This window comes from Candidatus Dependentiae bacterium (assembly GCA_040878395.1).
Lineage (GTDB): Bacteria > Babelota > Babeliae > Babelales > Vermiphilaceae > JAKBEL01.
Genome location: JBBDMI010000016.1, coordinates 1 through 24,172, shown reverse-complemented (window position 1 = coordinate 24,172; position 24,172 = coordinate 1). Strand labels below are relative to the sequence as shown.

Genomic DNA, 24,172 nt, shown 5'->3' with positions numbered 1-24,172 from the left:
TTCATTATTTATAATCAGTTTGCAAGCTAAAAGCTTTATTAGTATGCTGATGCAAAATTAATATATGTCCTTATAATCAAAGGAACACCATTATGTTTGCGTCAGCATTTTTTTTGTTCTTTTTATCTGTGTCATCTCATATGTTGTATTCTGCAGCGGTTGAAAAAAAAGATCTGCCGCTTACCGTCGGCTTAGGATGTGATCAGGGATTGCATTACGCTTATTCTGAAGTTACTGATCGTTTTAAAACAGTCATTACTATTTTGACGACACAAAACAGATATCAAGAAAAAACAAATCTGAATATTTTAAATGATAAAATTAATCGTTATGCGCACGCAGTGCCGGCAGAAATTGTTGATGCACAAATGGTACAAGCCACCTTGCATAGGCAAGTTGAAGATGCCGTTTTGGATACCTATAAAAATTGTAAAGCACAATTGTCAGCATTAATTGTGTTATTGCATGAAAAAGGGGTGTGGCGTGCAGATTATAATTTTGCATATGATACAGATGCGAGTATTCGTTCATGGAAATGTTCAAAAGTATCTGGTGCATTTGATCCATCGCAATCTCTGAAAATTATCGATGCCGGTTTTCGTTGTTTTGATTTTATATCTCCGCACAAACAAATGACCTGGCCTCAAGTTGCAGAACATCAAATACTGAATAATCAGCGAAACAAGTTGCAATCTATACCAAGTGGTGTTGTATTATTAGTTGATTTGAAAATTTGGCAAGAATATTTAAAAAATAAGCAATCAGCTTCTTGGATGCATACATTGAGTTCAATTGATCTTTCAAGTATATATGGTTTGGCTGCATATCTACCTGATTTATCACGTTGGTCAACAAAGAAATAGTTTTAATAGACTGTTTTTATACGGTTATTATTTCTTCTTCTTTTCTTAAGTAAAAGCTTCTGTTATCATTATAAAACTGGTAAATTTCAGTTCAATCCATCAAATCTATTTTGAGAAAACTATTGTGATAACAGGTGTTTGGGAAGAATTTTTAGATATTGTTCGGCAAGAGGCGGGCAGCCGTGTTGTGGAAACATGGTTTCGTGCGGTGCAGCTCCAAAATTGGGATGCACAAGCAAAGACAGCTTATTTACAAGCACCCAATGTTTTTGTGCGCAATTGGCTGGCGAGCAATTATACTAAACTGATTCAGACTCATTTAGCTCGTTTATTGCATATTGATGAATTGAAGGTGCAGATTTTAGTAAGTGGTGCAAAAGAAGAAGCAGGGCAAAAAGAGGGAAGGGTAGCATTAGTTCCGACGAGACCTTTAACTCGTGTTGAACAGGAAACGGGCAATACATTGCCTGGACTGGCACCTAACAGAAATAATGGTTATTTGAACAAGCAATATGTTTTTGAAAATTTTGTGGTCGGATCAAGTAATTCACTTGCTTATGCGGCGGCACAAGCGGTGGCAGAAAAGCCGGGCTCCGTATATAACCCATTATTTATATATGGTCAATCAGGATTAGGAAAAACGCATTTGATGCATGCTATTGGAAATGGGATAAAAAAAACAAATCCAAAGGCAGCAGTGCTTTATCAAACAGCAGATAGATTTGTGAATGAATTTATTAATGCAATTCGCTTTGATAAGATTCATCGATTTAAGGCAAAATATCAAAACATTGACGTATTGTTAATTGATGATGTGCAGTTTATTTCCAACAAAGATCAGACTCAAGAGGCTTTTTTTCATATTTTCAATACCTTATATGAATCACATAAACAGATTATTTTTTCCAGTGATGTGGTTCCACAAAGTATGCAGGGAATTCCTGAACGATTACGCTCACGCATGGCATGGGGTTTGGTGGTGGATATTCATGCGCCTAAACTTGAAACTAAAATTGCAATTTTAAAACGTAAAGCACATGCAAGTAATGAAATGATAACTGATGATGTTGCTCATTTTATTGCCGAAACAGTTGATTCTAATATTCGTGAATTGGAAGGTGCGTTGATTCGTGTGATTGCATTTTCAGCATTAACAAAACAGCCAATCAATTTAGTATTGGCGCAAAAGGTATTGCAGCGTACTCAGACGGTGCAGCAACAAGCTATTGATTTTCATGCTATTGTAACGATCATAAAAAGGCATTTCCCTTATAATTTACAGCATTTACAATCTAAAAATAGAAATAAAGATATTGCACATATACGACAAATCACTATGTTTTTGATGAAAAAATATACCGATAGATCGCTACGTGATATAGGAACTTTTTTGGGTGGAAGAGATCATTCGACGGTAATGCATGCTTTTAATAAAATTGAGCAAGCAATTAAACAAGATGAAATATTTGCGCAACAGATACGGACTATTGAACGTGAACTTGTACAATAAGTGAGATTCTTTATATTTTTCTATCTTTGTTATAAAATGTAATTTTGCAATATTGTGAACATTTTTAATGCCTAACGCTGCCGAAAGAATGTATATTTCCATAATCAGGATGTAATTAAATCAATGTTTGGTCAAACAGTTTTCAAATAAGATGTGATAATAATCCAAGTAAAAAAAATAAATCAATTCATCCATTTTGTCATCCCTGAAGGGGATCCAGGCCAAAATGATTCACACTTTTTTAATGACTGTATCAGAATAAGATAGTTCTGTAAAAGAGATAATTATGTTATTCTATATACATATATTTCTTTAAAAATCTATTACCACATTTAAAAAGATGCATACATATTTTGTTTATATTCTATGTTCCGAACGGAATGGAACTCTTTATATTGGTGTTACCAATAACATTAAACGGCGTATTGATGAACATAAAAGGGGTGACGGATCTTGTTTTACAAGTAAATATAATGTTAATAAATTGGTATATGCAGAAGAATATCAATATGTATATGATGCTATAGAAAGAGAAAAACAACTAAAACATTCCACTCGAATAGCAAAAATACATTTAATTGAACAATCAAATCCTGCATGGCAAGATTTATACTATAAATTATTTTAAATTTATTCTGATTATATCGCTTTTGCTTTGCACATTATTTTGGCCTGGATCCCCTTCAGGGATGACAAAATGGGCATATTTTTCATTAAATGATATTACACAAAAAATACAATTTTGATATACTATGCGCAGCCATAACTTGCGTTTTCAACTTTGCTTAACTAACCCTATAGGAACTTATCACTTGCTTCTTTAATTCAACTTATTTTTACTTTACAATGCTGTGAACATTTTTAATATCTAACGTTGCTTTTCACATAGGATGTAATATCCAAGGACGAAAAACAAAGCATTTTTTTGCCTATTTTGTCATCCCTGAAGGGGATCCAGCGGTAATCGGTGTTATCTAGAGGAATACTTGACCAAAAAGTTTGTTTATTTAAAAATTGAATTGGTTTCTAATGTTTTTAAATTTTACTTTATAATATTCTTTAGACAATGTACATCATTTACCAAGACTTTATTAACATTAAGCCGGTCACCGCTGGATCCCCTTCAGGGATGACAAAATGGACAAATTCATTTCATCTATAATAATCATTACTATACAAAAAAAATTAAAAAACTGTTCACAGTATTAATAAATATAATTTTGTTAATTTTAAGTATATTAGGTTTTTTTTGGAATTATCAGAGGTTGTTGACTATAGGATAATAGTTTTATTTTTTATGTGGATTATTTATCCACTTGCGTTGAAACTTACTCCTTTGCTAAAGCTTCGGTGCATTAGAAAATACTCAATTGTGATGGGGTAGTCTGTGCAAGCAGACGTTCTTTTTTGTTACGAAAATATATAGCATGTGTAGCTTTTCCTGCAAGTCCTAAATACCAACGAACATACGTTTTAAAACTTCTTTTTTCTTTAAATCCTACAAGTGTAGGGAAATGTTCAGTGTCGATAATGACTAGCTTGTTTGTGCCTTTTTCGACCATATAATTATCAATATGTGGATCAATGTATAGATCAAGTGTGTTGCAAATTTCCAACGCTATTTTTCTTTTGTGACGATCAAAAATAGTTATCTCTTCAGTTGCTTCAATGCAATCGGCTATAATTGCATAAGTGCTTGGGATTTTTGTGGTTACAGATTTTTTTTCGCCTATGTTTTTACCAATGAGCTCAACCCACTTTAGATTTTTTGGTGTCCAGAACCATTTGCGTGGTGTATCTACAAAGTCGCGCCACTTGGGTATTTGATGTAAGCGATCAATAATGATATCTCTGTTTCTTATACGAGTTAGTCCGGTGATGTGTCGGTTAACGCCGCCACCCATATAGAAAAACCAAATAGGTTCGGTTCCTTTCATCCAAGGATTAACAAAACTTTCAGGAGTTTCAATAAACAGCTTTAATATAAATGGATAGTTTTTAAATTTAAATACAGCCAATCCGGCAGCTTTTTTGAGATTAAAATCTTTATCTTGTATTAAAACAAAATCGGTATATTTTTTTTTGCCATTTTTAATTTCGATAATTAAATGTTCAATGAGTTTACCAATGCGCGTGCCGCTAACAGATTTTTTTGAATTGTAGCGATAAGGAATATTAGCACGAGGTAAACGGTTGCGATTGAAATGTGCTTCATTGAATGTTGTGAACAACGGATGTTCTTCTACATGTGAATCGGTAATGGAATAGATTGGATAATCAGCATCTGCCCATTTAGCAATGAGCTGAGGCATATTTGGGTTTGTAGGGCGCAATACGCTACGAGAATGGAGCTGCTTGCTACAACAAAAAATGTAAGCAATGCATATGAGTAAATTATATAATCTCACAATATCTCATGGTTTAATGTCGACTTGGGAACCTTACGTTACTATAAAATGTATAATAATAGCTATTTTGAGTCAATAACATCCTTTAGTTTAAAGATAATAATCAGTGGCGAGTAGATCTTTCTGTTGGAAAAATGAATGACTAGGGGCGTTATTTTAGGGGTGTTGCAGTTCAGTTAGAAGTTCGATATGTTTAAATAAAGAAGCAAAAAAAGAGAGTAAGTTAAAGGTGAGTGAATTTTTAAAAAAGGAAGAACCGATGGAGCATTCACAAAACGCACATGTGTTGCGTATCTTGAGTCGTTTACCACGCAATATGATGAAAATGTATGGTGATGAAAATATTTCAGAGTTCGTTTTGCACGAATTATGTTGTAAAGACTGTTTTAACTTATCAAAAGCTGCATATTTTGTAGATAATCCGGCATTTAACTGTTTAAAAGGTGTAGCCGGATTCAAGCAAGAAGAAGCATGTCAACTGCAGATACCAATTTGGGATGAACCTTCACAATTTAGTGCTCACATGCAATCAGCACCATTTAATAAAAAAGTGCGTGAATGTGTACAATATAGTTGTAAAAATTGTGAAAATCCTGATGAATTAATCATGCAAGGAATAGCAAAAGAATTAGAAATGGATTCATTCAAGTATTGTACATGGGATATGAAGCATGATAATCATGGATATTTCATCTATCAAACTTGTGATCAAGAACCGGATCTTGATGATTTGATAAGTGGTTTAAGTTTACTCAGTTTTTGTCCGATTTTTTAATGCATCAAGTGCAGGTAAATTTTGACCACTTAAATACTGTAATGTAGCACTTCCGCCGGTGGAGAGATAATCAATGTTTTTTGCAAGATTAAAATAATATAGAGCTGCCACCGAATCACCACCGGCAATCAGCGTTGTTGCATGCGATTGTGTCATTGCATGAAAGATATCTTTAGTGTATGCCAAACTTTCAATTCGTTTTACCGTACCCATAAGTCCGTTCAGCACAATAGTTTCTGCTTTCATTAGTTGATTTGACCATTGCTTCGCGGTTTTTGGTCCAATGCTGACACCAACATCACCATCAGGAATTACATTGTTTTCAGTGATTTCAAATGGTCCATCAAACGATCCTTCAGCAATAATGTAGTCAAGAGGATATTCAATAGTTACACCTAGTTGTTCTGCTTGCATGATAATGTCTTTGCATAGATTAATAGCGTTACTGTCGACCAATGAATTACCAACTTTTTTACCCATTGCTTTCAGAAAAGTAAATACGATTGCAGGCCCTAAAAAGAGTGAAGATATGTGGGGTAACAATTTTGCAATAAGAGGAATTTTATCTGCAACTTTTCCACCACCGATAATGAGATAAAACGGTTTTTTATTTTTTTTTATAATCTGATCAAGCATAGCAAGTTCATGCTCTACTAATAAACCGATAGTTTTATGATGTTCTTCAAATTGATCCGGTAGAAGTGTTACTGATGTGTCTTTGCGTGCAAAAGTACCGAACGCATCATTAATGTAAAATTCACCAAGTTGTGCCAATTGTTGCGCAAATTGAGGGTCTCTTCCTTTTTCACCGGGGAAAAAACGTAAGTTTTCAAGTAATATTAATCGGTGGTTTTCTTTTTTATTTTGTGCGTCATCAATATTTTTTGCAAAAGCAATATCCAGACCGTTATCTTGAAACCATGAAATTAATTGTTGCGTGGAAAAGTTAGGATCTTCATTTTGTGGGCGACCCATATGGGTCATTAGAATTATGTGTGCGCCTTTATCCAGAAGTTGATGTATAGTGGGCAGACTTGCCACTAGGCGTTGATCGTTTAAAATGATGCCATGGTCAATTGGTACATTTGCATCAATACGTAACAGTACGGTTTTGCCTTGTATATCAAAATCTGCAAGTTTGCTTTTCATTGTTACTCCATTTTTACTTAAAGATTGCATATGTTTGAAAGTATGTACGAACTCTATTTGACTGGCGTTATTAGATATTATTTTACCTGAATTGAAGCTTGTAAAGCAATACTATTTTTTAAGCATCATATCGTAAGATATTGGTAATTGAGATATGTTCAGTTCTACGCAAAGGAATCCAGATGGCAAGTAAGCTTAAAAACATAACCAATGCAAAAATCATGAAAGGCATATACCAATGCCAAATAGCAGGGACATGTGTTACAAAGTATGCATCAGGCAGAGTAATGAGGGGATAGGTTTGCAAAAACCAACAAACAAGTAATGAAAAAAATATGCCAATTATAGAAGCAGATCCGGCTATAAAGCATCCCATAAAAATAAATATAGATCGAATTTGTGATGCGGGCATACCCATTGCCGTTAAAATTGCAATGTCAGCTCGCTTTTGATTGATTTGCATAAATATTAAAGAAATGATATTCATGCTTGCAATGAGTGTAATAAGTGCCAAAATAATAAACATTACATACTTCTCTAGTTTTAATGCCGAAACTAATGCCGGATACATATCTTTCCATGAGTACAGTTCAATTTGTAATCGTTTGCGCAGTTTGTGTGTTAATTGTTCTTCATTCACGTGTGGTTGCAGTTTGAGTTGAACATGTGTAACGCCGGCATCAGGAAAAAGTTCATGGACAAAATCGAGTGTGCCAAACATGAGGTGGGCATCAAATTCTTCAATGCCGGTTTTAAAAAAACCTCCGACAATAGCTTTTTGTTGTGAGAGCTGAATTTTTTTTCTTTTTGGTTCATCCGGTGCAAAAAGAAGCGTGATAGTATCGCCAACATCAATACCAAGTGATGTTGCTAATTTTTCACCAATAAGTAAATGGTTTCCGTGCATTATGTCCGGTAGTGTTGTTGGTTCTTCATGTATAGGAGAGATTTTTTGTTCTAAGTTGTTTACTAATCGTTGTTTATAAGGGTCGAAACCTTTGAGTGCAACTACGGTGCTTGGATCGTCAGTATCAGGATTTTGTATAATAACTTGTTGAGTGACATTTGGTGAAAATGCTTGTATTTCTGGAAATTCACTTTTAAGTACCGTTTCAAGTGATTCCATATTTATGCGATTACCAAATGCACGTACAATTAATTGAGCATGTATACTTTGTAACCGTTCGTAGGTTGCGACTTCAAAACCGTTCATGATTGCTAAAGTAAGCATAAGTGAAAAAGAACCGATTAAAATGCCAATAAAAGATATGCCAACCATAGTGGATATGCTTTTTTTATTTTGAGTTCCGCGTAAATATTTTAGAGCCAGTTTTAGAGCAAAAATGTTCATTTTTTTATAATACCGATAAAAACAGTTAAATTAGTTTATGAATATAGTTATATTAATAAGTATATTGTTATTTAATCAAATTGAGAAACGATTGGTCAAGATGCCAAAAAAAGGATAGGTATGAAAATTGCTATCGGTTCAGATCATAGAGGGTTTGAACAAAAAAATATTATTTTGGCATATTTTGCTGAAAGTGCAGATCATCAGTTAATAGATGTAGGCACTGAATCTGATGAACGTACCGATTATCCTCCATTTGCACAGAAAGTGGTTCATCTTATGCAAAAAGGTGAAGTTCAGGCCGGTATTTTATTATGTGGGAGTGGTATCGGAATGGCAATTGCTGCCAATAGATATCCATCTATATTTGCAGGTGTAGTATGGAATCGCACTATTGCTCGTTTGGCACGGGAGCATGACAATGTTAATGTGCTGGTATTGCCATCCGATTTTATTGCAAACGATGAGGTGATTCCGATTGTTAATGCATGGTTGCAGGCATCATTTTTTGGAGGGCAATATGAAATGCGATTGAAAATGATAGATGAATGACATTAGGTAAGCGCAGTGTAATTAATTTTGTATAATAAAAAAACACCGGTTTTTATGCCGGTGTTTTTTTATTATACTTTTAAACTATCTCTTATTGATCAGCAGCTGAGCTATTTTCATCCTCAGAGATATCTTTTTTATCGACATCTTCAGATTCTTTTGATTGTTGCTCTAATAATTCTTTGAAGAATTCATCAATCGGTTTACCGTCCATCATTTTATGCAATTGAACAAGTTCTTGCATGTTTTCAGCCGACAACACTTGCAAACCTTTTAAGCTGTCTGCAACCAATTGAATAAGATCTTTGCGTTCTTCCAGTAATATACGCATTTCATCTTCACATTCTTGCATGAATGCATATGCTTGATCAATCAATTTATCTTGCATTGATTTTGAATGCTCTAGTAGCTTTTCATCAAGACCATTCAAATGGTATTTGCGTGCCCAATAGAATGCTTTTGTTGCATCATGACAACTACAAGTATCTTTTGTAGTTTGGCTGGTGCCAAGAACTATATCTTCTGCAACACGTCCTGCAAGTTCAATCATACATAAGCGTTTCAATTCATTTTTGCTGGTGAATTTCAATGAGTCGCCGGAGTAATGAGTGAAGATTTGTCCATATTGAATATTCGGCATCTCTTTATCTTTAAAGCATTCTGCCCAGATTGAATCATCTTCAATTTTTGTTTTAACCGGACGAATGGTGACTTGAGACAATTGTGCCGCTTTACTTTCAATCAACGTATAGGCAAGTGCGTGACCAGCCATGTGTATGGCTAAAGTATTTTGGTCTTCATCTGATAGATCAACATAATCATGATAAATAATGTTGCGAGCTTCAGTATTCAAGCTTTTTTCGATATCAGCTTGTGTAATCGGACGCCCTTGCTCACGAGTAATAAACTGTGCGTTGTTTATAACTTGATGTAACTGTTGGAATGAGCATCCTTCAGTTTGTTCTGCTAATGCACGAATATCAAACTGCTCAACGGGTAGACCTTTACCTTCGATTTCACGAATCAAATGTTCTGCGCGATGAATAAATGAAGGATATTCAAACGGAATATGTACTGACAAACGTGAACGTAGCGATGGATCAAGTTTATCGGGTCTGTTTGTTGCAGCAATAATAATAACCTGTTTGTCAGGATTATTGCCATTCATGCAACCGCTAATAGTTGATAAGAACTCTTGCAATACAGTATTTTTTCCATTGTTTTTATCCCTATGCAAAGGAAGCATATCGATCTCATCAATAAAGATAATACATGGAGAATAATTTTTGATGATGTTCATAATCATTTGGAAGTTTCCTTCCGCTGCAATGTAACGAGCTTCGATTACAAAGAATGGGAAATCATCTGATGTGCCTTTAATTTTCTGTATTTCACCGGCTAAAGCTTCAGCAATCATGGATTTACCGGTTCGTGTTGGTCCAAACATGAGGTATCCCATAGCAGGAGTCAATCCGGCACGATCATAACTTTCAGGATCATGAATATATTTGACAATATCACCAAGAACCTGTTTTGCGTGATCGAGGCCAATAAGATCATCAAAAGTAAATCGTGGTTCAATGCGGAAAGAATTTTTCTTATATTTATAGCGTTGGTAATATGCGCCACCTTTCAACCAGTTGTGAAATTTGAGCAATTTATTGTTGGCAGAATCTTTTAGATTCGTAACTTTTTCAATAAGTGCATCTCTGAATGGTTGCCATAAAAGAGTTGCTCCAAGATACCAATGTCCACTAATTGCACTATAAGTTTCATTTTCTAATGTTCCAAAAAAGTTTACAGGTCTTTGCTTTGGAACGCTGTTTATTTTTTGGATTCCTTTTGCTATTGCTTCTTGAACCTGTTCTTGAGTACTGATAGCGAATGCATCTTGAAAATGTTCGATTCCTTTTTCATTACCAATTTTTTGTTGTATCTCACGAGAGACGTATTCAGGTAACGGCTTCCAGCCTAAGACATTTCGAACATGATAGTTAATGGTATCGTGTATGCGTCCGGCTATATCTTTTAATGCATAGCTGTCTGGTGTGTAACTATACACAGGATCTTCATCGTTACCTTTTAATTTTCCAGGTAATCCATTTGTGCTTGTGTTTAGTTTGTACCACAGATATGACCCACCGGCTAAAGCTGCAGAAGTATATAACGCTTTCCAATGGAGATTATACTTATCACATGGAGCGACAACAAAGCGATCGAAAGTGTTACGATACAAGTGGTTATACCAATAAAGTCCGGCATTTTCTGATTTTTTTTGAATATCTTTGAATGTTGTTTCAAGTTCTTGGAATCGGTCAATTAAGTCTTGTTCATTGATTTCTTCCTGTATTTCATCTTTTACTACCGGCTTTGAGCGTTTGATGAGTTCCGGATCAACTCTAAAATGTTTGAGTTCTTCTTCAAGTTTTATAGCTTTGAACTTAGTAATGTCAGTTTTTAACGCATTGTTCAAATGTTGGATGATGGTCTCTAAAATAGGTAATAGCTTATGCAATTGAGGTTTTGTAGGGCTATTGATGAAATCTTTTGAAAGTTGTGAAATGACTTTTTGAGTTTCGATGATTTCTTGCAATAATGCCGTTTTGGTATCTTTATCTTGTGTTTTGATGGCATCTTCTTGAACAAGACTAGCTAAATCGGTATGTGCGCAGATGATTCTATTGATGAAGTCATATACTTTTTTTTGAAGTTCATCAGATAATTTTTCAGGGGTATTTGCTTGCAGTTCTTGCAGCATTTGCGATAATGATTCTTCATCAAAGGTGCGCATTGTTGAGGATGAACATAGGAGCATGAATGAAAATAAACATACCGTTATTCTATGAGAGAATTTCATACGATTTTAGCCTCGTTTAAATGTGTTTTTAAATTATGAAAAAAATTTAACCAGTAATATGTTATATGATAAATGATTGTGATTGGTTTGTCTAATGGTGTATAGCTTTATAATGATAGGAATGATATGAAAAAAAATGTGATAGGATTTAGTTTTGCCGGCGCTTTGTTGATGCTGCTTTCATCTTGTATGAATAGTAATACAGATACGAAATTAGATTTGAAGTTTTTTGATATTAAGAAGTTAGATAATCTTGAAAATGTAGCGCCGATCGTCGTTTTAGGTTCGGGCCCTGCAGGATTGTGTGCTGCACTTTATGGTGGTCGAGCAGGGTTTGACACAGTTATTTTGGAAGGAACGACGCCCGGTGGTTTGTTAACACAAACAACTTTGGTTGAAAATTGGCCGGGAAGTGTCGAGATTCAAGGGCCAAAAGTTATACAAGACCTCAAAGAGCAATCGGCAAAATGGGGTGCGCAGTTTGCATTAGATACTGTTGAAAAAGTTGATTTTACTCAATGGCCATTTAAACTTTTTACTGCTGATGGACATGAAATAAATGCATTGTCTGTTGTTTTAGCTACCGGTGCGACACCTCGTTACCTGGATGTGCCGGGAGAACAGGAGTTTTGGGGCAGGGGTGTGACCACTTGTGCTGTATGTGATGCACCATTTTATAAAGATGAAGACGTTATTGTCATTGGAGGGGGTGATTCTGCTGCTGAAGAGGCGATGCAATTAGCTCCATATGCAAAAAATATTACCATTTTGGTTAGAAAAGATCACATGCGAGCTTCAGCGGCAATGCAAAATCGTCTTAAAGAATATCCACAGATCTCAATACGCTATAATGTACAAGTAAAAGAGATTTTAGGTGATGATGTTCAAGTTACCGGAGTTACTTTATTTAATAATAAAGAGGATACAACTGAGCATTTACCAATTAATGGTGTATTTTTGGCCATTGGACATATTCCAAATACAACATTCCTGAAAGATGCTATTACATTAACTGATCATGGCCATATTCATTTAGCTGATCGGACACAAGAAACTTCAGTAAAAGGTGTTTTTGCTGCAGGTGATGTTGCGGATGATCGTTATCGCCAAGCAGGTGTTTCTGCCGGACATGGCATTTCAGCAGGTTTGGACGCAACCTTCTTTTTGGGACAAATCGGTTTCAATGATATAGTGCAAAAAAAACTTAAACAAGAAAAAAAATTATACAAGCCGATAGCTGAAACTGGATATGAAGTTTTAGAATTAAATAATATTGATGAGTTTGATGCCATTATTGAGGGTGAAAAACCGGTAATTGTTGATTTTTATGCTGAATGGTGTCCGACATGTATGCAAATGTTGCCGGCCTTTGCTGCAGTTGCTGAGGATATGCAGGATGACGTTGCATTTATCAAAGTTGATGCAGATCAAGCAGAAGAGATCATGAAGTTGTATCATGTTGAAAAAGTACCGACATTACTTGCATTTAAAGATGGGCAAAATATTGCACGTTATGCGAAAACTATGACAAAAAAAGAACTGTATGATTTTGCAAAAAGCCTACTTGTATAGGATTTTTGCAAAATCACTTATAAAGGGATGGTGCGTGTCTTGTCACACGCTTGGACACAAAAGGAGTAAACTCCTTTTGGATCCTCTTTTACTTTCTAGCTTTTAACGTATCCATTTAGTTTTCTATTTTTGAAAACAACTTTTGTCCTTAAGGGGTTTTTGCCAACCCCTTAAGAATCCGGGCCCGAAGGCTTTGCCTTTCGAAACCTTTGTCGCAGATAAAAACGTTCTCATTCATTTTATTCATTCGAACTGTCAGCCCACGCTTTCGCAAAAGCTCAATCTTAGGCTTTCTTATCCGCTAAAGGATATACATTAGACCCCTTGTAGAAACTAATGAGTTTTTTTTAATGCTGAAAATGCAATTTATAGTTGCTACAAAGAGGTCTATTAAATATTAAAATTGAATTCCTGTAGTTTGCCTTCGGCATTTGCCGTAAGGGCGAAAGCCCGAAGGCATAATGGCCAGAAGTTCAAACGGAAAAAGCGATCCAACAGCATGTTGGGGTCTTTTAGTTAAGATATTTTGGACAAGCAAAATATCTTAGCCCGGCTGGCAAGCCAAAAGAAATATAAGAAAAAAAGAAAGTAATGATCGCGATACTTCGACAGGCTCAGTATGAAATTCGACAGGCTTACCTCTTGGCTAAAGCTTCGTCGCACATGGCAGTATGAAGATTGTAAAAAAAAACTAACGATCATGAAACAAATCACTAAATTTGAATTTAAAAATGCGATTAATAAAAGTTACTTTTTATTAATCGCATTATACGGAAACCTTTTGTAACCGGAATCGGTAAAAGATAACGTGGCTTTTTTATTTGCTTCATCGGGAAAAAAAACAGTTTCTGTATTTTTATAATCATTTACGATAAATGAAATGTTAATTTTATCAAAATTTGTATATATTTCATTGTTAACTTCATGTTTAAGTTGTAGGCTTTGTCCCGGTTGAATAGAAATCTGTGTATTAACAACTTTTTTTTCATTGGGTTTATTAACTGGGACTTTACTCACTTGAGTAATAATGACTGGAGAAGTTCCCCAATTTTTTATAAATACTTGTGTGCCATGTAGTTGTAATGTAAAACATCCAATTAAATACCATATTTTATGCATAGATATAACCTTTTTTATTTTATCTTAGCATGCAATATCGATAAAAAATAAGATCTGTGCATTACAAACGCCGAACACCCCAGTTCATGTGTTCTTTTAGTGGACTTGAGCCACGTTTTTCGTTAAGTGTGATTGCACCTTCTGACTCAACGCGATTATCTTGTGTAATAACTATACGACCCGTTTGTGTAGTTGCCGGTATTTGAAACAAATAAGTAATATTATTGTATACAATCACAATTTGTACAATTGGTGCTTGAATAGAGCCTATAATTTGTTTTTCGGTCATTTTTTGTCCTGCACCTAAAGGTTTATTAATCTCTTTAATTTGAGCGACTTGCTTGATGCCATTGAAATTTAACAGAGTTATTTTGTCGATAAATACGGGATTTGGTGAACGATTATCAATTTCTATCTGAGCGTGTAACGGAATGCTGATAAGAAAACATACTAATATTGATATTTTCATTTTTTCCTCCTTTTATTTTTATTATGACATGCTTATAATTCAATTTGCAATAATACTTAAAATTTTGAATTCTCGTGTATAAGTAGGTCTATTTTTGTTTTTAATAAGCTTTTTGTTTAGGTGATATTTTATGCACTCCATAAAAAACATTGCTATTTGAATTATTGAACTTGTATTATGAAGATGTAAGTGATATTAAAAGTTTATAGGGGTTGTCTCATGAGATGCATCATTACATATGTACTATTTTTGATGTTGATACCATATGTATCAGCTCAAGAATTCTCGGTAATGCCGACATCAGTTGATAGTTATGGCACTATAGATCAAACCATTGAGCAAATGATTGATGATGCCATTCTTGAAAAAGTTACTATTCATGCACAAAAAAAACATGGTTCAGTTGATACAATAAAAAGAAAAGGTATATTGATTCGTCGTAAAAAAGCGAAAGCTAATATTTTGATTTGTCATGGATTTATGTGTAATAAGTTCGATGTTGGCTTTTTGCGATCATTATTCGGTCCGGAATATAATTTTTTGGCATTTGATTTTCGTGCGCATGGTGAGCAAACTGAAGGACAGGTGTGTACTTTTGGGCGAGATGAGTCATTAGATGTGTTGGCGAGTGCACAATTTATGAAGCATCATCCGGAAGTTGGTCATTTACCGTTATTTGTTTACGGTTTTTCTATGGGAGCTGCATCGGCAATAGAAGCGCAATCAAAACATCCATATCTGTTTAAGGGGATGATATTAGATTGTCCTTTTGATTCAATTGAAAATGTACTTAAGCGAAGCATAAATACGCTTACTTTTTCAGTGTGTGGCTATCAATTCTATGTGCCCGGAAGAAGATTGCTACATAAATATGCATTTCATCCTTATGTTCAAGCAATTTTAAAACCTATGTTGAAAGCTGCTGCAAATATGGATCCAAAACAGATTGATACGCAGATCTGTCAAGTTAAGCCACAAGAATCGATAAAAAAAATTACCATTCCTTGTTTTATTATTTGTTGTAAAAAAGATGAAAAAGTAAGTATTCCTGCAATAAAAGCGGTTTTCAATGGAGCACAAGGATATAAAAAGCTATGGTTAACTAATGGGCGCAATCATTGTGATTCATTTTTTTACAATCCTGAATGCTATAGCAAACGACTTAATACATTTATGCATGCCGTATTACAAAATACTTTACGCAGTAAGAAGCAACGTAAAGTAATTGAGGATGTGGTTGATCTTGATTGTGGAGGGCAAATCGTATGAAAAAATCTATAGGTATCGGTTTATTGATTTTAGTCTGTTATGTGATGCGAACACCGGTTATAGGTAAATCGGTTAATTATAGAAGTTCATTGGCAGAGCGAAAGTTATATGATGGCATTCGGCGCCACAAAGCTGCAGTTATTTTACTTGATAATCAAACGGTCTGTCATGGTCGTCGAGGAGTGAGAAAAAAAGAGAGTAGCTTACAATTGGCATTTAATCGTTTATCTAAATCGGGATATTATCCACGCAAAGCGGTTGCATTTATGCATATAAATACTCAAACCCCAATAGGAAAACTGTTTGTTAAAGATAATAATATTACTATTGATACATTCCCTTCAATTGTGCTTTTTAGTGATGGGATACCATTGGAAGATCAACATGGATTAATTACTGTATCGGGTAACACCGATCGCAACCAACTTAAAAAGACGATAGATGCTTATTTGAATGTTGATATTGCAAAATATGTGCAAGAAGAGCGTAACTTTAAACAATATCAAGATATTATTCGTGATCGTGCACATGTGTATTATTCACCTTATTTTTCAAAAGTTGCTAATCCATGGAATGGTTATTGGGGTTGGCCATATTATGGTATGTCTCAAGGTCATTATGGTGGCAATGCCGGAGTTGTTTCTAATGGTGGTGGATTAAGCTTTTTTGGTGCAAATTATTAGTTCACCTTACGCAAAATTATTTTTTACTTTTTTCATAAAAAGATTGTGTGATTTCAAAAAAGTATCTTTGCAATAGTTGCGTATTCTCTTTGTCGTCCTCCCAGACGTCGCTAAAGCTATGTCGGGCAGGACGACAAAGAGAATATTCAATTCATAGTAAAATGCACCATATAGGTTTTAAGTAAATATAAGATGTTTAATGTATTGTATTTATTGCGTAAGGTGAGTTATTAGTTGAGATTTAACGAGATACATACAAATAAGGGATGATTCTTTTCATGAAGAGTCATCCCTTATTGTGTTTTGTTTTAGATTTTAAAATGCAAGACCTATTGATACATAAGGGCCGGCTAGGCCAAAATTGCTTAATGTACCTCTAAATGTGCGCGCAAAAACACCAACTGTATCGGGTATAACCGGTGGTGTAACAACTTCACTGCCCATATCTATTGATTGAATTGGATTTATATAAAGGAGCGCTTGATAGCCGGCTTCAAATTGAAGCGTATATGCTTCGCATATTGTCAAAAAGTAGGATAACCCAAGTTGCAAGTCAAATCCGGGTACAAGTTGAGTTTTATTTTCTGTGCAGGTTGATTGTGTATTTGGTGGTGTAATATCTAACCCTTCAAGAGCCGGCGAAAGTGCTTGATATATGGTATGATTTTTTAATTTTCCGGTTAACAAAGATGCTGCTGTTTTACTCGTGAAATAAAGATTATTACAAATGTTGTAATAAAGATCGATACCAAGTTGAGGTCCGGCACCGGTGAATTGGGTTGGTACACATATAGTGCGCACGACAGTGCTTTCATTATTTGCAAACTCAGAAAATAATGCTTGTTGAAGGCGGACAAAGCTTACACCGGCAAACAAATTTGCATAGAGATTATCGCAAATATGTATGAATTGACCGTAATTGACATTCACATTATTAAAATGGAAATTAACCGATCCTTTTGCATTTTTATAAAGAGCAGCATCCGGTCCGATTTCAAAAAATGGCCCGACCATATCTTGATCAGAAGGTACATTGTGGCATGCAGAATCTGAATGATTAAAACGTAACCAGTTTACTCTTAACCGTGTATTTTTCTTTTGAATAAAAGTACTTGCTTGCAAATCAAAACCAAAATGATAGTCAGGGTTGATATCATAGATTGACCAGTTTGGTGAAGGAAGAGGAACTGGTATGGCTTGTGCGGCATAATGTAGGTTACTTGCAGTTGGTTGAAAAATTAAAGTTCTAAACTGAAATTCAAATTGTGGGCAATAAGAATAGAGAGATTGATCGCAACATGCATTGTTGTATGCTGCAGTCGATTCTGCTTTTGCAATAAAAGGTGTTATTCCTATCAAAAGTAAGATAGGTATAATATATGGTTGTCTCATAATCACTTTCTCCGTTATAGGTTATATTAATTTTTCTTACATTAAATTAAGTTAACAATAAAAAGCAATTTATTAAGGTGAAAATGATTAAAGATTGTGTTTTTTTGCTTATATGATACGTTAAAAATCAACATATTATTCACATGTATTTACGAGAAAAACAATGATTAATTATACAATTTCAACTAAACTCCTTATGGATCAAAAGGCAGATGCATATGTACTGTTTTGCCATGAGGGATTTTCTTTTTCTAAAGAGTTACAATCTATTGCACAAGATTACTTTCCAAGTTTGGAAGCGTTAATTAAAAGAAGAAAATTTACCGGTAAAGCTCAAAGCAGTCTGCTTGTAGAAATATGCAAAGATAATGAACCATGTAATTTAATTTTATTAGGTGTGGGCAAAAAGGAGGATAAAAGGGTTGAGCATTATCGACGTGCATTAGGCGTAATGGTTCGTTTGGCAGAACAACATGAAATCAAGACTATTGCAATGCATGTACCATCAGCATCATCATTTGGGGTTTCGTCAGAAGAGTTAGGTCAAGAGACAGCATTAATTATACCTATGGCAGCCTATTATTTTGATGAATTTTTTACTGAAAAAAAACAAAAAAATTTTGATGTTGTTTTAGTTGTAGATCAAAAAAATAAGGCTGTATTTAAAAAAGGAGTGGACGCAGGATCTATTATTGCACATTCGGTTAATGAAGCGCGTCGCTGGATTGATCTGCCGCCTGAACGTTTAACACCGATTGAACTTGCGGGCGAAGCAAAAAAAATTGCAAAAAAACATGGTTTGAAATTCACTGAATTTACAGAAAAAGATATCATCAAAAAAGGTATGGGCGGTTTGGCCGGTGTTGGTCAAGGATCAGATCGTGATGCGCATTTAGTTATTTTGGAATATAAAGCTAAGAAAAAAAATGCGCCGACATTAGGGTTTGTGGGTAAAGGGATTACTTTTGATTCCGGCGGTCTGAGTCTGAAACCACCACAATATATGGAAACAATGAAAGAGGATATGTCAGGTGCAGCTGCGGTTCTTGCGGCAATGGATGCTTTAGCGCAACTAAACCCTTCGGTAAATATTGTTGCAGTATTGCCATTGTCTGAAAATCTTCCAAGTGGTAAAGCAACAAAGCCCGGTGATGTACTAAAGTTTTATAATGGAAAAACTGCAGAGGTTCTCAATACTGATGCTGAAGGCCGTTTAATTCTTGGTGATGCATTGGCGTATGCAGAAAAACATTATGATTTAGATGCTCTTGTTGATGTTGCAACATTGACCGGTTCATGTGCTTATGCTTTGGGACCATTTTTTACCGGCTTGTTATCTCAAGATGCGGATTTGACCAAAAAAGTACAAAAAGCTGCTGATAGAACCGGTGATCGTGTATGGCCGCTTCCTTTTGATGATGATTATGCAAAAGCTGTGGAATCTAAAGTTGCTGATATTTGTAATATTGGTAATCCAAAATATAAAGCCGGCGCGGTTATGGCAGCATTTTTCTTGAGACATTTTGTAGAAAAAACACCATGGGTTCATTTGGATATTGCTGGTACTGCATTTGATGTGCCTGATATTCCTTATTATAGAACCGGGGCAACCGGATCGGCAGTAAGACTATTGATTGATTTAGCTCGTAATTGGTAAAAAACAGTAGAAAGGGGAATTTTTAAGCTCCCCTTTCTACTACATAAGACTTTGTCTAAAATTTATTGTATTTGGAGTTAAGTGGGTTCATATTATGTTCTTCATACTTTTTTATTAAACGTTTGATTTTAAGATAATGTTCTATCTCTTTTATATGAAGTTTAGTTTCTCTTAGGTCGGCATTTACTCGCTGAGTCTTTATATAAAGAGTGCTTTCTTCAGAAAGACCTTTACGTATCGATTGCTTTTTCATTTCAGCATCAAAAGCATTTTGTATTGATATGTTACTTGCGATGCGCCACCAATGTTTATTAGTTTGGTCACAATAAAATATTTTCTGCGCAATTGACTGAATTGATAGCCGTTCTGGCGATGATGAAGTGAATGTTTTTTCTTTTTTTGTCGTCGTGGCAAATGCTCGTTGCGCACGAAAACTATTTTGTCGGCAAGACGCTGTTATTTTGTATAAGGTGTTTATGCTCATAGAATATGCAGGTGAAATACATAATAACTGCATAAGAAGACAGATATAGATTTTTATCATGACCCAATACCTTTTATTTATTATTGTGCATCATCACCGAGTACAGTTTCAAGGTTTTCAAGTTTTAAATCTAATTCAGGCATATATTTATTTTTCCATGCACCAAGTGAAACAGGAAAAGATGGTAATGCTAATTTCAGTAATGCTTGAGCATAGCTTTGAATTTCATGTTGTGCTCCTTGGCCAAGACGTAATTTCAAAAAGTGGCACAATGAATGTAAGTTACACGTGAAAATAAATTCAGTGTAAGTGCATAATGGCAATAAACCACGCGCTTGTTCACGACAAACACCGGCTTCTAGCAAAGCTTCATATGTTTTCATTGATTGTTCAATTGCATCTTTATATTTTTGTTCAAGTTGTTCATCTTTAAATCCACCCACTGAACCTTGTTTGTTAACTTCATCCGGTGCACGCCATTTTGGTGGCATATAAAATTCATCTTTTGCTTTTACATAGCGATAACTTATTTCATTATACGAGTTCATACGATGGCGCATCCATTGACGTGCAATATACAATGGGCATTTGATACGGAATGAAAGTTGATTGTGTTCAAAGGGGCTTGTGTGATTGTGATTCATTAAAAATGTAATCAATTTTATATCACGATCAGTTATTTCATGAGTAACTTTTCCATAGGAGACACGTGCAGCATTTGCTACATCAATATCAGATCCTGATGCGCGAATTAAAGTAACACTACTGATGCCATCACCAAGTGGATCTATTGTATTTTTTTCTTGTTGATCCATAGGAATATGTTTTGCATTTTTTTGCTGTTGTAGCATAGATAAGTTCCTTACTTTTAAAGATGTTGTATTAAAGCTTAGTTTAAAGGAGCTCGCGTAGATGATCAAATTTAGTTTTGTTTTTTTGTTATATTTATAATAAGACCGATCATTGCCAATGTGGTAACGAGTGAACTGTTGCCGTAACTAATAAAGGGTAATCCAATACCCTTTGTTGGCACTAATCCTGTGGCAACTGCGATATTAATGAGCGCTTGTAATGAAAGCAATATAACAAATCCGCATATAACATAGCGTCCGAAAAGATCATCTTGTAAAAATGCAAGACGCAAACCGGTGTAAAGAAAAAAAGTGAATAGTAAAATTACTATTGTTGCTCCAATAAATCCGGTCTCTTCTGCAATGATAGAAAAAATAAAATCGGTATGTTGCATGGGTAGATAAAAAAATTTCTGTTTTGATTGTCCGATACCAACACCGCAAATATTACCCGATCCGATTGCAATGAATGATTGAATGATCTGAAATCCGGACCCTTGTGGATCGGCCCATGGGTTTAAGAAAGTTAATACACGTTTGATGCGGTATGGTTTAAGGTAAACTAATAATAATGCAATCGGCATCAATGCGAGTAATGTTCTGATTAAATGTTTTGTTTGTACTCCGGCAATAAACGCAAGCATAATACCGGTTAAGCATAACGTAACTGTCATGCCAAAGTCAGGTTGTAATAAAAGAATAAAGCCGGTGATAGCTAAAATAGATAAAAATGGCATATAGACTGAAAGTTCTGTGGTACGTTTATTTTTTTTAGCAAAAAAATGTGCAAGGTATACAATAAATGCATATTTGAGCAGTTCGCTTGGTTGAAAAACAACGATACCAAGATTGAGCCAGCGGCTTGAGCCATGTATAGTGCGAGAGAAAAGCGGTATGAGTGTCATTGCTGTCATGCATAAGGTTGTAATGAAAATAGTGGGGATTATTTTTCTTATGAATTTTAGTGGTATATGTATGGTTATAAGTAAACTTGCAATGCCAAGCATAATGCCAAACATATGTTTTTTTACAAAATAATGTCCCGAGCCCAACTTTTCTAATGCATATACTGAACTTGCTGAATAAATGAAAATAGTGCCAACAACAATGAGCAGAAATATAATGGCAATATACAGTGAAATGCAAGTGAAAACAGGTGTTTTTTTGTGAATATACATAATTATATTTTTTGCTTTAATGGTAGGAAACCTATATTGATTGAGTCAATAGATTTTTTTAAGTTGATTATTCATATGGATAAGTAACTAACTGTTTAAAGTGGTTACCTCTTTTTTGGTAATTTTCATAGAGATCAAAACTTGAACCTGCCGGAGAAAACAATATGATGTTTCCCGGTTTTGCAATTGATATACTATGTTTGAATGCGAAATTTAAATTATCATAAGCTGTTGAAGGAATGTTGTTTAAATTACACAACTGTTTTAAATGTTCGGATTCTTGTCCAAAGCAGATGACATAACATAACTTACGCGGTAATTGTTTAATAAAAAATGATCTGTCTATTCCTTTGCTCAAGCCGCCTAAAAAAAGAATTGTTTTTGTAGGATCAAACTGTTGCAATGCTGCTAAAGTTGATGCGGGTGTTGTTGATTTTGAATCATTATAAAATGAAATTTCATTCCATGTGTTAATATATTCTAATCGATGCTCAATTTGTATTTTATAATTATCAATTAATGATATAGGTAGATTTAACTGCTTTAAAACTTCAATAATAAAAAACCAGTTTTGAGCAAAGGTGCAGGTGGGGAGTTTGATTGTATCTATTTTATTATCTGTTTTATCTGAAATCCATATTTTTTTTGATTGTGTACCGTATTGTTTAATTGTCGATTTTAATACTGATGGCAAAATAGTAACTTGCTGTTCAGTTTGGTTGATGCATATATTGAGTTTTGCTTGTATATAATGTTGTATGGTAATATGACGATCCAGATGATTTGGATATATGTTGGTGATGAGTGCAATGTCAGGTTTAAACTGTTGTACATGTTCAAGCTGCCAGCTTGAGAGTTCTAAAACTATCAAATCAGCTTTTTTTTGTTTGTGTATTAAGTCTAACATTGGTGTACCAATATTGCCGCCCACGAGTGCATCCATTTTTTTGTTTAGCAGATCACCTAAAATAGTCGTTATGGTAGTTTTTCCCACTGTTCCGGTGATGGCGATAATCGGTTTGTGCCAAAATTGGCAAAAGATATCAAGTTCGCAGATAAATGTTGCTTTAGTTTTATATTGAGTGATATCAATTCCGGGGCTTGCTAAAATATAATCATTATTGTTAAAAAAGGCTTCAATGCTGTTTTGGGATAAAAATGAAGCATTATAGCTGTTTATAAGTTCAGTTTCATTATCATTCAATGTACGATTATCCATTATTTGGCAAGTATTGCCTAAGTCTGATAAGAAGGATAAAGCTGATTTGCCAACTGAGCCAAAACCCCAAATGCCTATATTTTTGTTTTGTAATTGCATAACTTTCGTATCTTAAGGTTGAAAGTTTTAATTCTATAGTATAAAGTTGTGTCTAATTTATTAAATAATATACCCTACAAGGACTGTTATGAAAAAGATATTTATATGTATGATAAGTTTATTATTAATAAATACAAATATGTATGGTGCTGATAAAAAAGAAATGGAAGATTTTCCGACTTCTGAATCTTTTAGTCAATACTATGAAGAATCAGATTGGCCAATAATTGAGAAATATGGGAAAAAGCTATCTCCCGATCTTTTTTTAAAAGCTAAAGAAGGTGAAACAAAGGCCATATTTGAATTAATAAAAATATCATCAAATGTTGCAACGCCTCCTATTGTACCTTTATATTGGTGTAATAAAATTGTTCAAAAAGGAGATGTTTCTCCTAAAGTGAAAGAGAGCGCAAGAGTCACATTTGAATTAATAGTTGCAAAAACTAGATTCCGTATGATAGAAGTTCAAGAGGAAATGTGGAAAGAAGAAATGAGAGTTATAGAAGATGTTTTAAAATAGAGATACTATTTAAAAAAGAATGATAGTAATAATGAGATGAACTTACTCGAAGAACAATTCGATTCTTATTCTACAGGGTAAACGCATTTAAATTTTAACCTAAAGGGTGTTTTTAAAGTTTATCCCCTTCTTTATTTTGTCATCAAGTATGTTCAAACAATTCGTAAAAATCCAAGCACAAAAAAATAAATCGAT

The 24,172-nt window shown here is 34.5% G+C and carries 21 protein-coding genes; 10 read left to right on the top strand and 11 right to left on the bottom strand.

What is annotated here, in order from left to right:
- Window positions 1–92: 92 nt before the first annotated feature.
- The 3 genes from WD055_06285 to WD055_06275 all read left to right on the top strand — a co-directional run bounded on the left by WD055_06285 (window position 93) and on the right by WD055_06275 (window position 3,001).
- The gene (locus WD055_06285) at window positions 93–863 is read left to right on the top strand and encodes a hypothetical protein (protein ID MEX0849813.1); all 771 of its coding nucleotides are present in this window, start codon (window positions 93–95) and stop codon (window positions 861–863) included.
- A 124-nt stretch (window positions 864–987) separates the two neighbouring features.
- A complete protein-coding gene (gene dnaA, locus WD055_06280; protein ID MEX0849812.1) occupies window positions 988–2,373 on the top strand; it encodes a chromosomal replication initiator protein DnaA in 1,386 nt (461 codons plus the stop codon).
- Between the two features lie 340 nt (window positions 2,374–2,713).
- A complete protein-coding gene (locus WD055_06275; protein ID MEX0849811.1) occupies window positions 2,714–3,001 on the top strand; it encodes a GIY-YIG nuclease family protein in 288 nt (95 codons plus the stop codon).
- 727 nt (window positions 3,002–3,728) lie between these two features.
- Here the strand turns inward: WD055_06275 and WD055_06270 are convergent.
- A complete protein-coding gene (locus WD055_06270) occupies window positions 3,729–4,781 on the bottom strand; it encodes a hypothetical protein (GenBank protein ID MEX0849810.1) in 1,053 nt (350 codons plus the stop codon).
- Between the two features lie 259 nt (window positions 4,782–5,040).
- On the opposite strand from WD055_06270, the gene WD055_06265 reads away from it, so the two are divergent.
- The gene (locus WD055_06265; protein MEX0849809.1) at window positions 5,041–5,556 is read left to right on the top strand and encodes a hypothetical protein; all 516 of its coding nucleotides are present in this window, start codon (window positions 5,041–5,043) and stop codon (window positions 5,554–5,556) included.
- On the opposite strand, the gene pgk is transcribed toward WD055_06265, so the two are convergent.
- Entirely contained in the window at window positions 5,530–6,705 is a 1,176-nt protein-coding gene (gene pgk, locus WD055_06260) for a phosphoglycerate kinase (protein MEX0849808.1), read from the bottom strand. The genes WD055_06265 and pgk overlap by 27 nt on opposite strands.
- Before the next feature lie 118 nt (window positions 6,706–6,823).
- The gene (locus WD055_06255; GenBank protein ID MEX0849807.1) at window positions 6,824–7,984 is read right to left on the bottom strand and encodes an FtsX-like permease family protein; all 1,161 of its coding nucleotides are present in this window, start codon (window positions 7,982–7,984) and stop codon (window positions 6,824–6,826) included.
- A gap of 192 nt (window positions 7,985–8,176) precedes the next feature.
- Here WD055_06255 and WD055_06250 point away from each other — a divergent pair, with 192 nt between their 5' ends.
- Complete coding sequence (locus tag WD055_06250; GenBank protein ID MEX0849806.1) at window positions 8,177–8,608, top strand: RpiB/LacA/LacB family sugar-phosphate isomerase; 432 nt, start codon at window positions 8,177–8,179, stop codon at window positions 8,606–8,608.
- Window positions 8,609–8,699: 91 nt separating this feature from the next.
- On the opposite strand, the gene WD055_06245 is transcribed toward WD055_06250, so the two are convergent.
- Entirely contained in the window at window positions 8,700–11,465 is a 2,766-nt protein-coding gene (locus WD055_06245) for an AAA family ATPase (protein MEX0849805.1), read from the bottom strand.
- Between the two features lie 126 nt (window positions 11,466–11,591).
- Between WD055_06245 and WD055_06240 the strand changes: the two genes are divergently transcribed.
- A complete protein-coding gene (locus WD055_06240; GenBank protein ID MEX0849804.1) occupies window positions 11,592–13,037 on the top strand; it encodes an FAD-dependent oxidoreductase in 1,446 nt (481 codons plus the stop codon).
- Between the two features lie 747 nt (window positions 13,038–13,784).
- On the opposite strand, the gene WD055_06235 is transcribed toward WD055_06240, so the two are convergent.
- Together WD055_06235 and WD055_06230 are read right to left on the bottom strand one after the other, a co-directional pair.
- Window positions 13,785–14,156 carry a hypothetical protein gene (locus WD055_06235; protein MEX0849803.1) on the bottom strand — a complete coding sequence of 124 codons (372 nt, stop codon included), beginning with the start codon at window positions 14,154–14,156 and terminating at the stop codon, window positions 13,785–13,787.
- A 61-nt stretch (window positions 14,157–14,217) separates the two neighbouring features.
- Entirely contained in the window at window positions 14,218–14,625 is a 408-nt protein-coding gene (locus tag WD055_06230) for a hypothetical protein (GenBank protein ID MEX0849802.1), read from the bottom strand.
- A 219-nt stretch (window positions 14,626–14,844) separates the two neighbouring features.
- Here WD055_06230 and WD055_06225 point away from each other — a divergent pair, with 219 nt between their 5' ends.
- Together WD055_06225 and WD055_06220 are read left to right on the top strand one after the other, a co-directional pair.
- Window positions 14,845–15,894: an alpha/beta fold hydrolase gene (locus tag WD055_06225; GenBank protein ID MEX0849801.1), complete on the top strand. Its 1,050-nt coding sequence runs from the start codon at window positions 14,845–14,847 to the stop codon at window positions 15,892–15,894.
- Complete coding sequence (locus WD055_06220; GenBank protein ID MEX0849800.1) at window positions 15,891–16,577, top strand: hypothetical protein; 687 nt, start codon at window positions 15,891–15,893, stop codon at window positions 16,575–16,577. Before WD055_06225 ends, WD055_06220 begins: the two co-directional genes overlap by 4 nt.
- 315 nt (window positions 16,578–16,892) lie before the next feature.
- Here WD055_06220 and WD055_06215 read toward each other — a convergent pair whose 3' ends face one another.
- On the bottom strand, window positions 16,893–17,969 hold the full coding sequence (locus WD055_06215) for an Lpg1974 family pore-forming outer membrane protein (protein ID MEX0849799.1): 1,077 nt from the start codon (window positions 17,967–17,969) through the stop codon (window positions 16,893–16,895).
- Between the two features lie 196 nt (window positions 17,970–18,165).
- Between WD055_06215 and WD055_06210 the strand changes: the two genes are divergently transcribed.
- Window positions 18,166–19,626, top strand: coding sequence for a leucyl aminopeptidase (locus tag WD055_06210; GenBank protein ID MEX0849798.1), 1,461 nt, complete (start codon window positions 18,166–18,168; stop codon window positions 19,624–19,626).
- A 55-nt stretch (window positions 19,627–19,681) separates the two neighbouring features.
- On the opposite strand, the gene WD055_06205 is transcribed toward WD055_06210, so the two are convergent.
- The 4 genes from WD055_06205 to murD all read right to left on the bottom strand — a co-directional run bounded on the left by WD055_06205 (window position 19,682) and on the right by murD (window position 23,457).
- Window positions 19,682–20,170 (bottom strand): hypothetical protein, encoded by a 489-nt coding sequence (locus WD055_06205; GenBank protein ID MEX0849797.1) that lies wholly within the window; start codon window positions 20,168–20,170, stop codon window positions 19,682–19,684.
- Between the two features lie 20 nt (window positions 20,171–20,190).
- A complete protein-coding gene (gene thyX / locus WD055_06200) occupies window positions 20,191–20,961 on the bottom strand; it encodes an FAD-dependent thymidylate synthase (protein ID MEX0849796.1) in 771 nt (256 codons plus the stop codon).
- A 71-nt stretch (window positions 20,962–21,032) separates the two neighbouring features.
- Complete coding sequence (ftsW, locus tag WD055_06195) at window positions 21,033–22,139, bottom strand: putative lipid II flippase FtsW (GenBank protein ID MEX0849795.1); 1,107 nt, start codon at window positions 22,137–22,139, stop codon at window positions 21,033–21,035.
- Window positions 22,140–22,206: 67 nt separating this feature from the next.
- On the bottom strand, window positions 22,207–23,457 hold the full coding sequence (gene murD, locus WD055_06190; GenBank protein ID MEX0849794.1) for a UDP-N-acetylmuramoyl-L-alanine--D-glutamate ligase: 1,251 nt from the start codon (window positions 23,455–23,457) through the stop codon (window positions 22,207–22,209).
- A gap of 88 nt (window positions 23,458–23,545) precedes the next feature.
- Here murD and WD055_06185 point away from each other — a divergent pair, with 88 nt between their 5' ends.
- The gene (locus tag WD055_06185; GenBank protein MEX0849793.1) at window positions 23,546–23,977 is read left to right on the top strand and encodes a hypothetical protein; all 432 of its coding nucleotides are present in this window, start codon (window positions 23,546–23,548) and stop codon (window positions 23,975–23,977) included.
- The last annotated feature ends 195 nt before the right edge of the window (window positions 23,978–24,172 follow it).

Excerpts from the sequence above, each read along its gene's own strand:
- thyX (MEX0849796.1), bottom strand. The coding sequence starts at position 20,961 with ATGCTACAACAGCAAAAAAATGCAAAACATATTCCTATGGATCAACAA.
- WD055_06285 (MEX0849813.1), top strand. The coding sequence starts at position 93 with ATGTTTGCGTCAGCATTTTTTTTGTTCTTTTTATCTGTGTCATCTCAT.
- pgk (MEX0849808.1), bottom strand. The coding sequence starts at position 6,705 with ATGAAAAGCAAACTTGCAGATTTTGATATACAAGGCAAAACCGTACTG.
- WD055_06230 (MEX0849802.1), bottom strand. The coding sequence starts at position 14,625 with ATGAAAATATCAATATTAGTATGTTTTCTTATCAGCATTCCGTTACAC.
- WD055_06225 (MEX0849801.1), top strand. The coding sequence starts at position 14,845 with ATGAGATGCATCATTACATATGTACTATTTTTGATGTTGATACCATAT.
- WD055_06240 (MEX0849804.1), top strand. The coding sequence starts at position 11,592 with ATGAAAAAAAATGTGATAGGATTTAGTTTTGCCGGCGCTTTGTTGATG.
- ftsW (MEX0849795.1), bottom strand. The coding sequence starts at position 22,139 with ATGTATATTCACAAAAAAACACCTGTTTTCACTTGCATTTCACTGTAT.
- WD055_06215 (MEX0849799.1), bottom strand. The coding sequence starts at position 17,969 with ATGAGACAACCATATATTATACCTATCTTACTTTTGATAGGAATAACA.
- WD055_06210 (MEX0849798.1), top strand. The coding sequence starts at position 18,166 with ATGGATCAAAAGGCAGATGCATATGTACTGTTTTGCCATGAGGGATTT.
- WD055_06185 (MEX0849793.1), top strand. The coding sequence starts at position 23,546 with ATGAAAAAGATATTTATATGTATGATAAGTTTATTATTAATAAATACA.
- murD (MEX0849794.1), bottom strand. The coding sequence starts at position 23,457 with ATGCAATTACAAAACAAAAATATAGGCATTTGGGGTTTTGGCTCAGTT.
- WD055_06265 (MEX0849809.1), top strand. The coding sequence starts at position 5,041 with ATGGAGCATTCACAAAACGCACATGTGTTGCGTATCTTGAGTCGTTTA.
- WD055_06255 (MEX0849807.1), bottom strand. The coding sequence starts at position 7,984 with ATGGTTGGCATATCTTTTATTGGCATTTTAATCGGTTCTTTTTCACTT.
- WD055_06275 (MEX0849811.1), top strand. The coding sequence starts at position 2,714 with ATGCATACATATTTTGTTTATATTCTATGTTCCGAACGGAATGGAACT.
- WD055_06220 (MEX0849800.1), top strand. The coding sequence starts at position 15,891 with ATGAAAAAATCTATAGGTATCGGTTTATTGATTTTAGTCTGTTATGTG.
- WD055_06205 (MEX0849797.1), bottom strand. The coding sequence starts at position 20,170 with ATGATAAAAATCTATATCTGTCTTCTTATGCAGTTATTATGTATTTCA.
- WD055_06245 (MEX0849805.1), bottom strand. The coding sequence starts at position 11,465 with ATGAAATTCTCTCATAGAATAACGGTATGTTTATTTTCATTCATGCTC.
- WD055_06235 (MEX0849803.1), bottom strand. The coding sequence starts at position 14,156 with ATGCATAAAATATGGTATTTAATTGGATGTTTTACATTACAACTACAT.
- WD055_06250 (MEX0849806.1), top strand. The coding sequence starts at position 8,177 with ATGAAAATTGCTATCGGTTCAGATCATAGAGGGTTTGAACAAAAAAAT.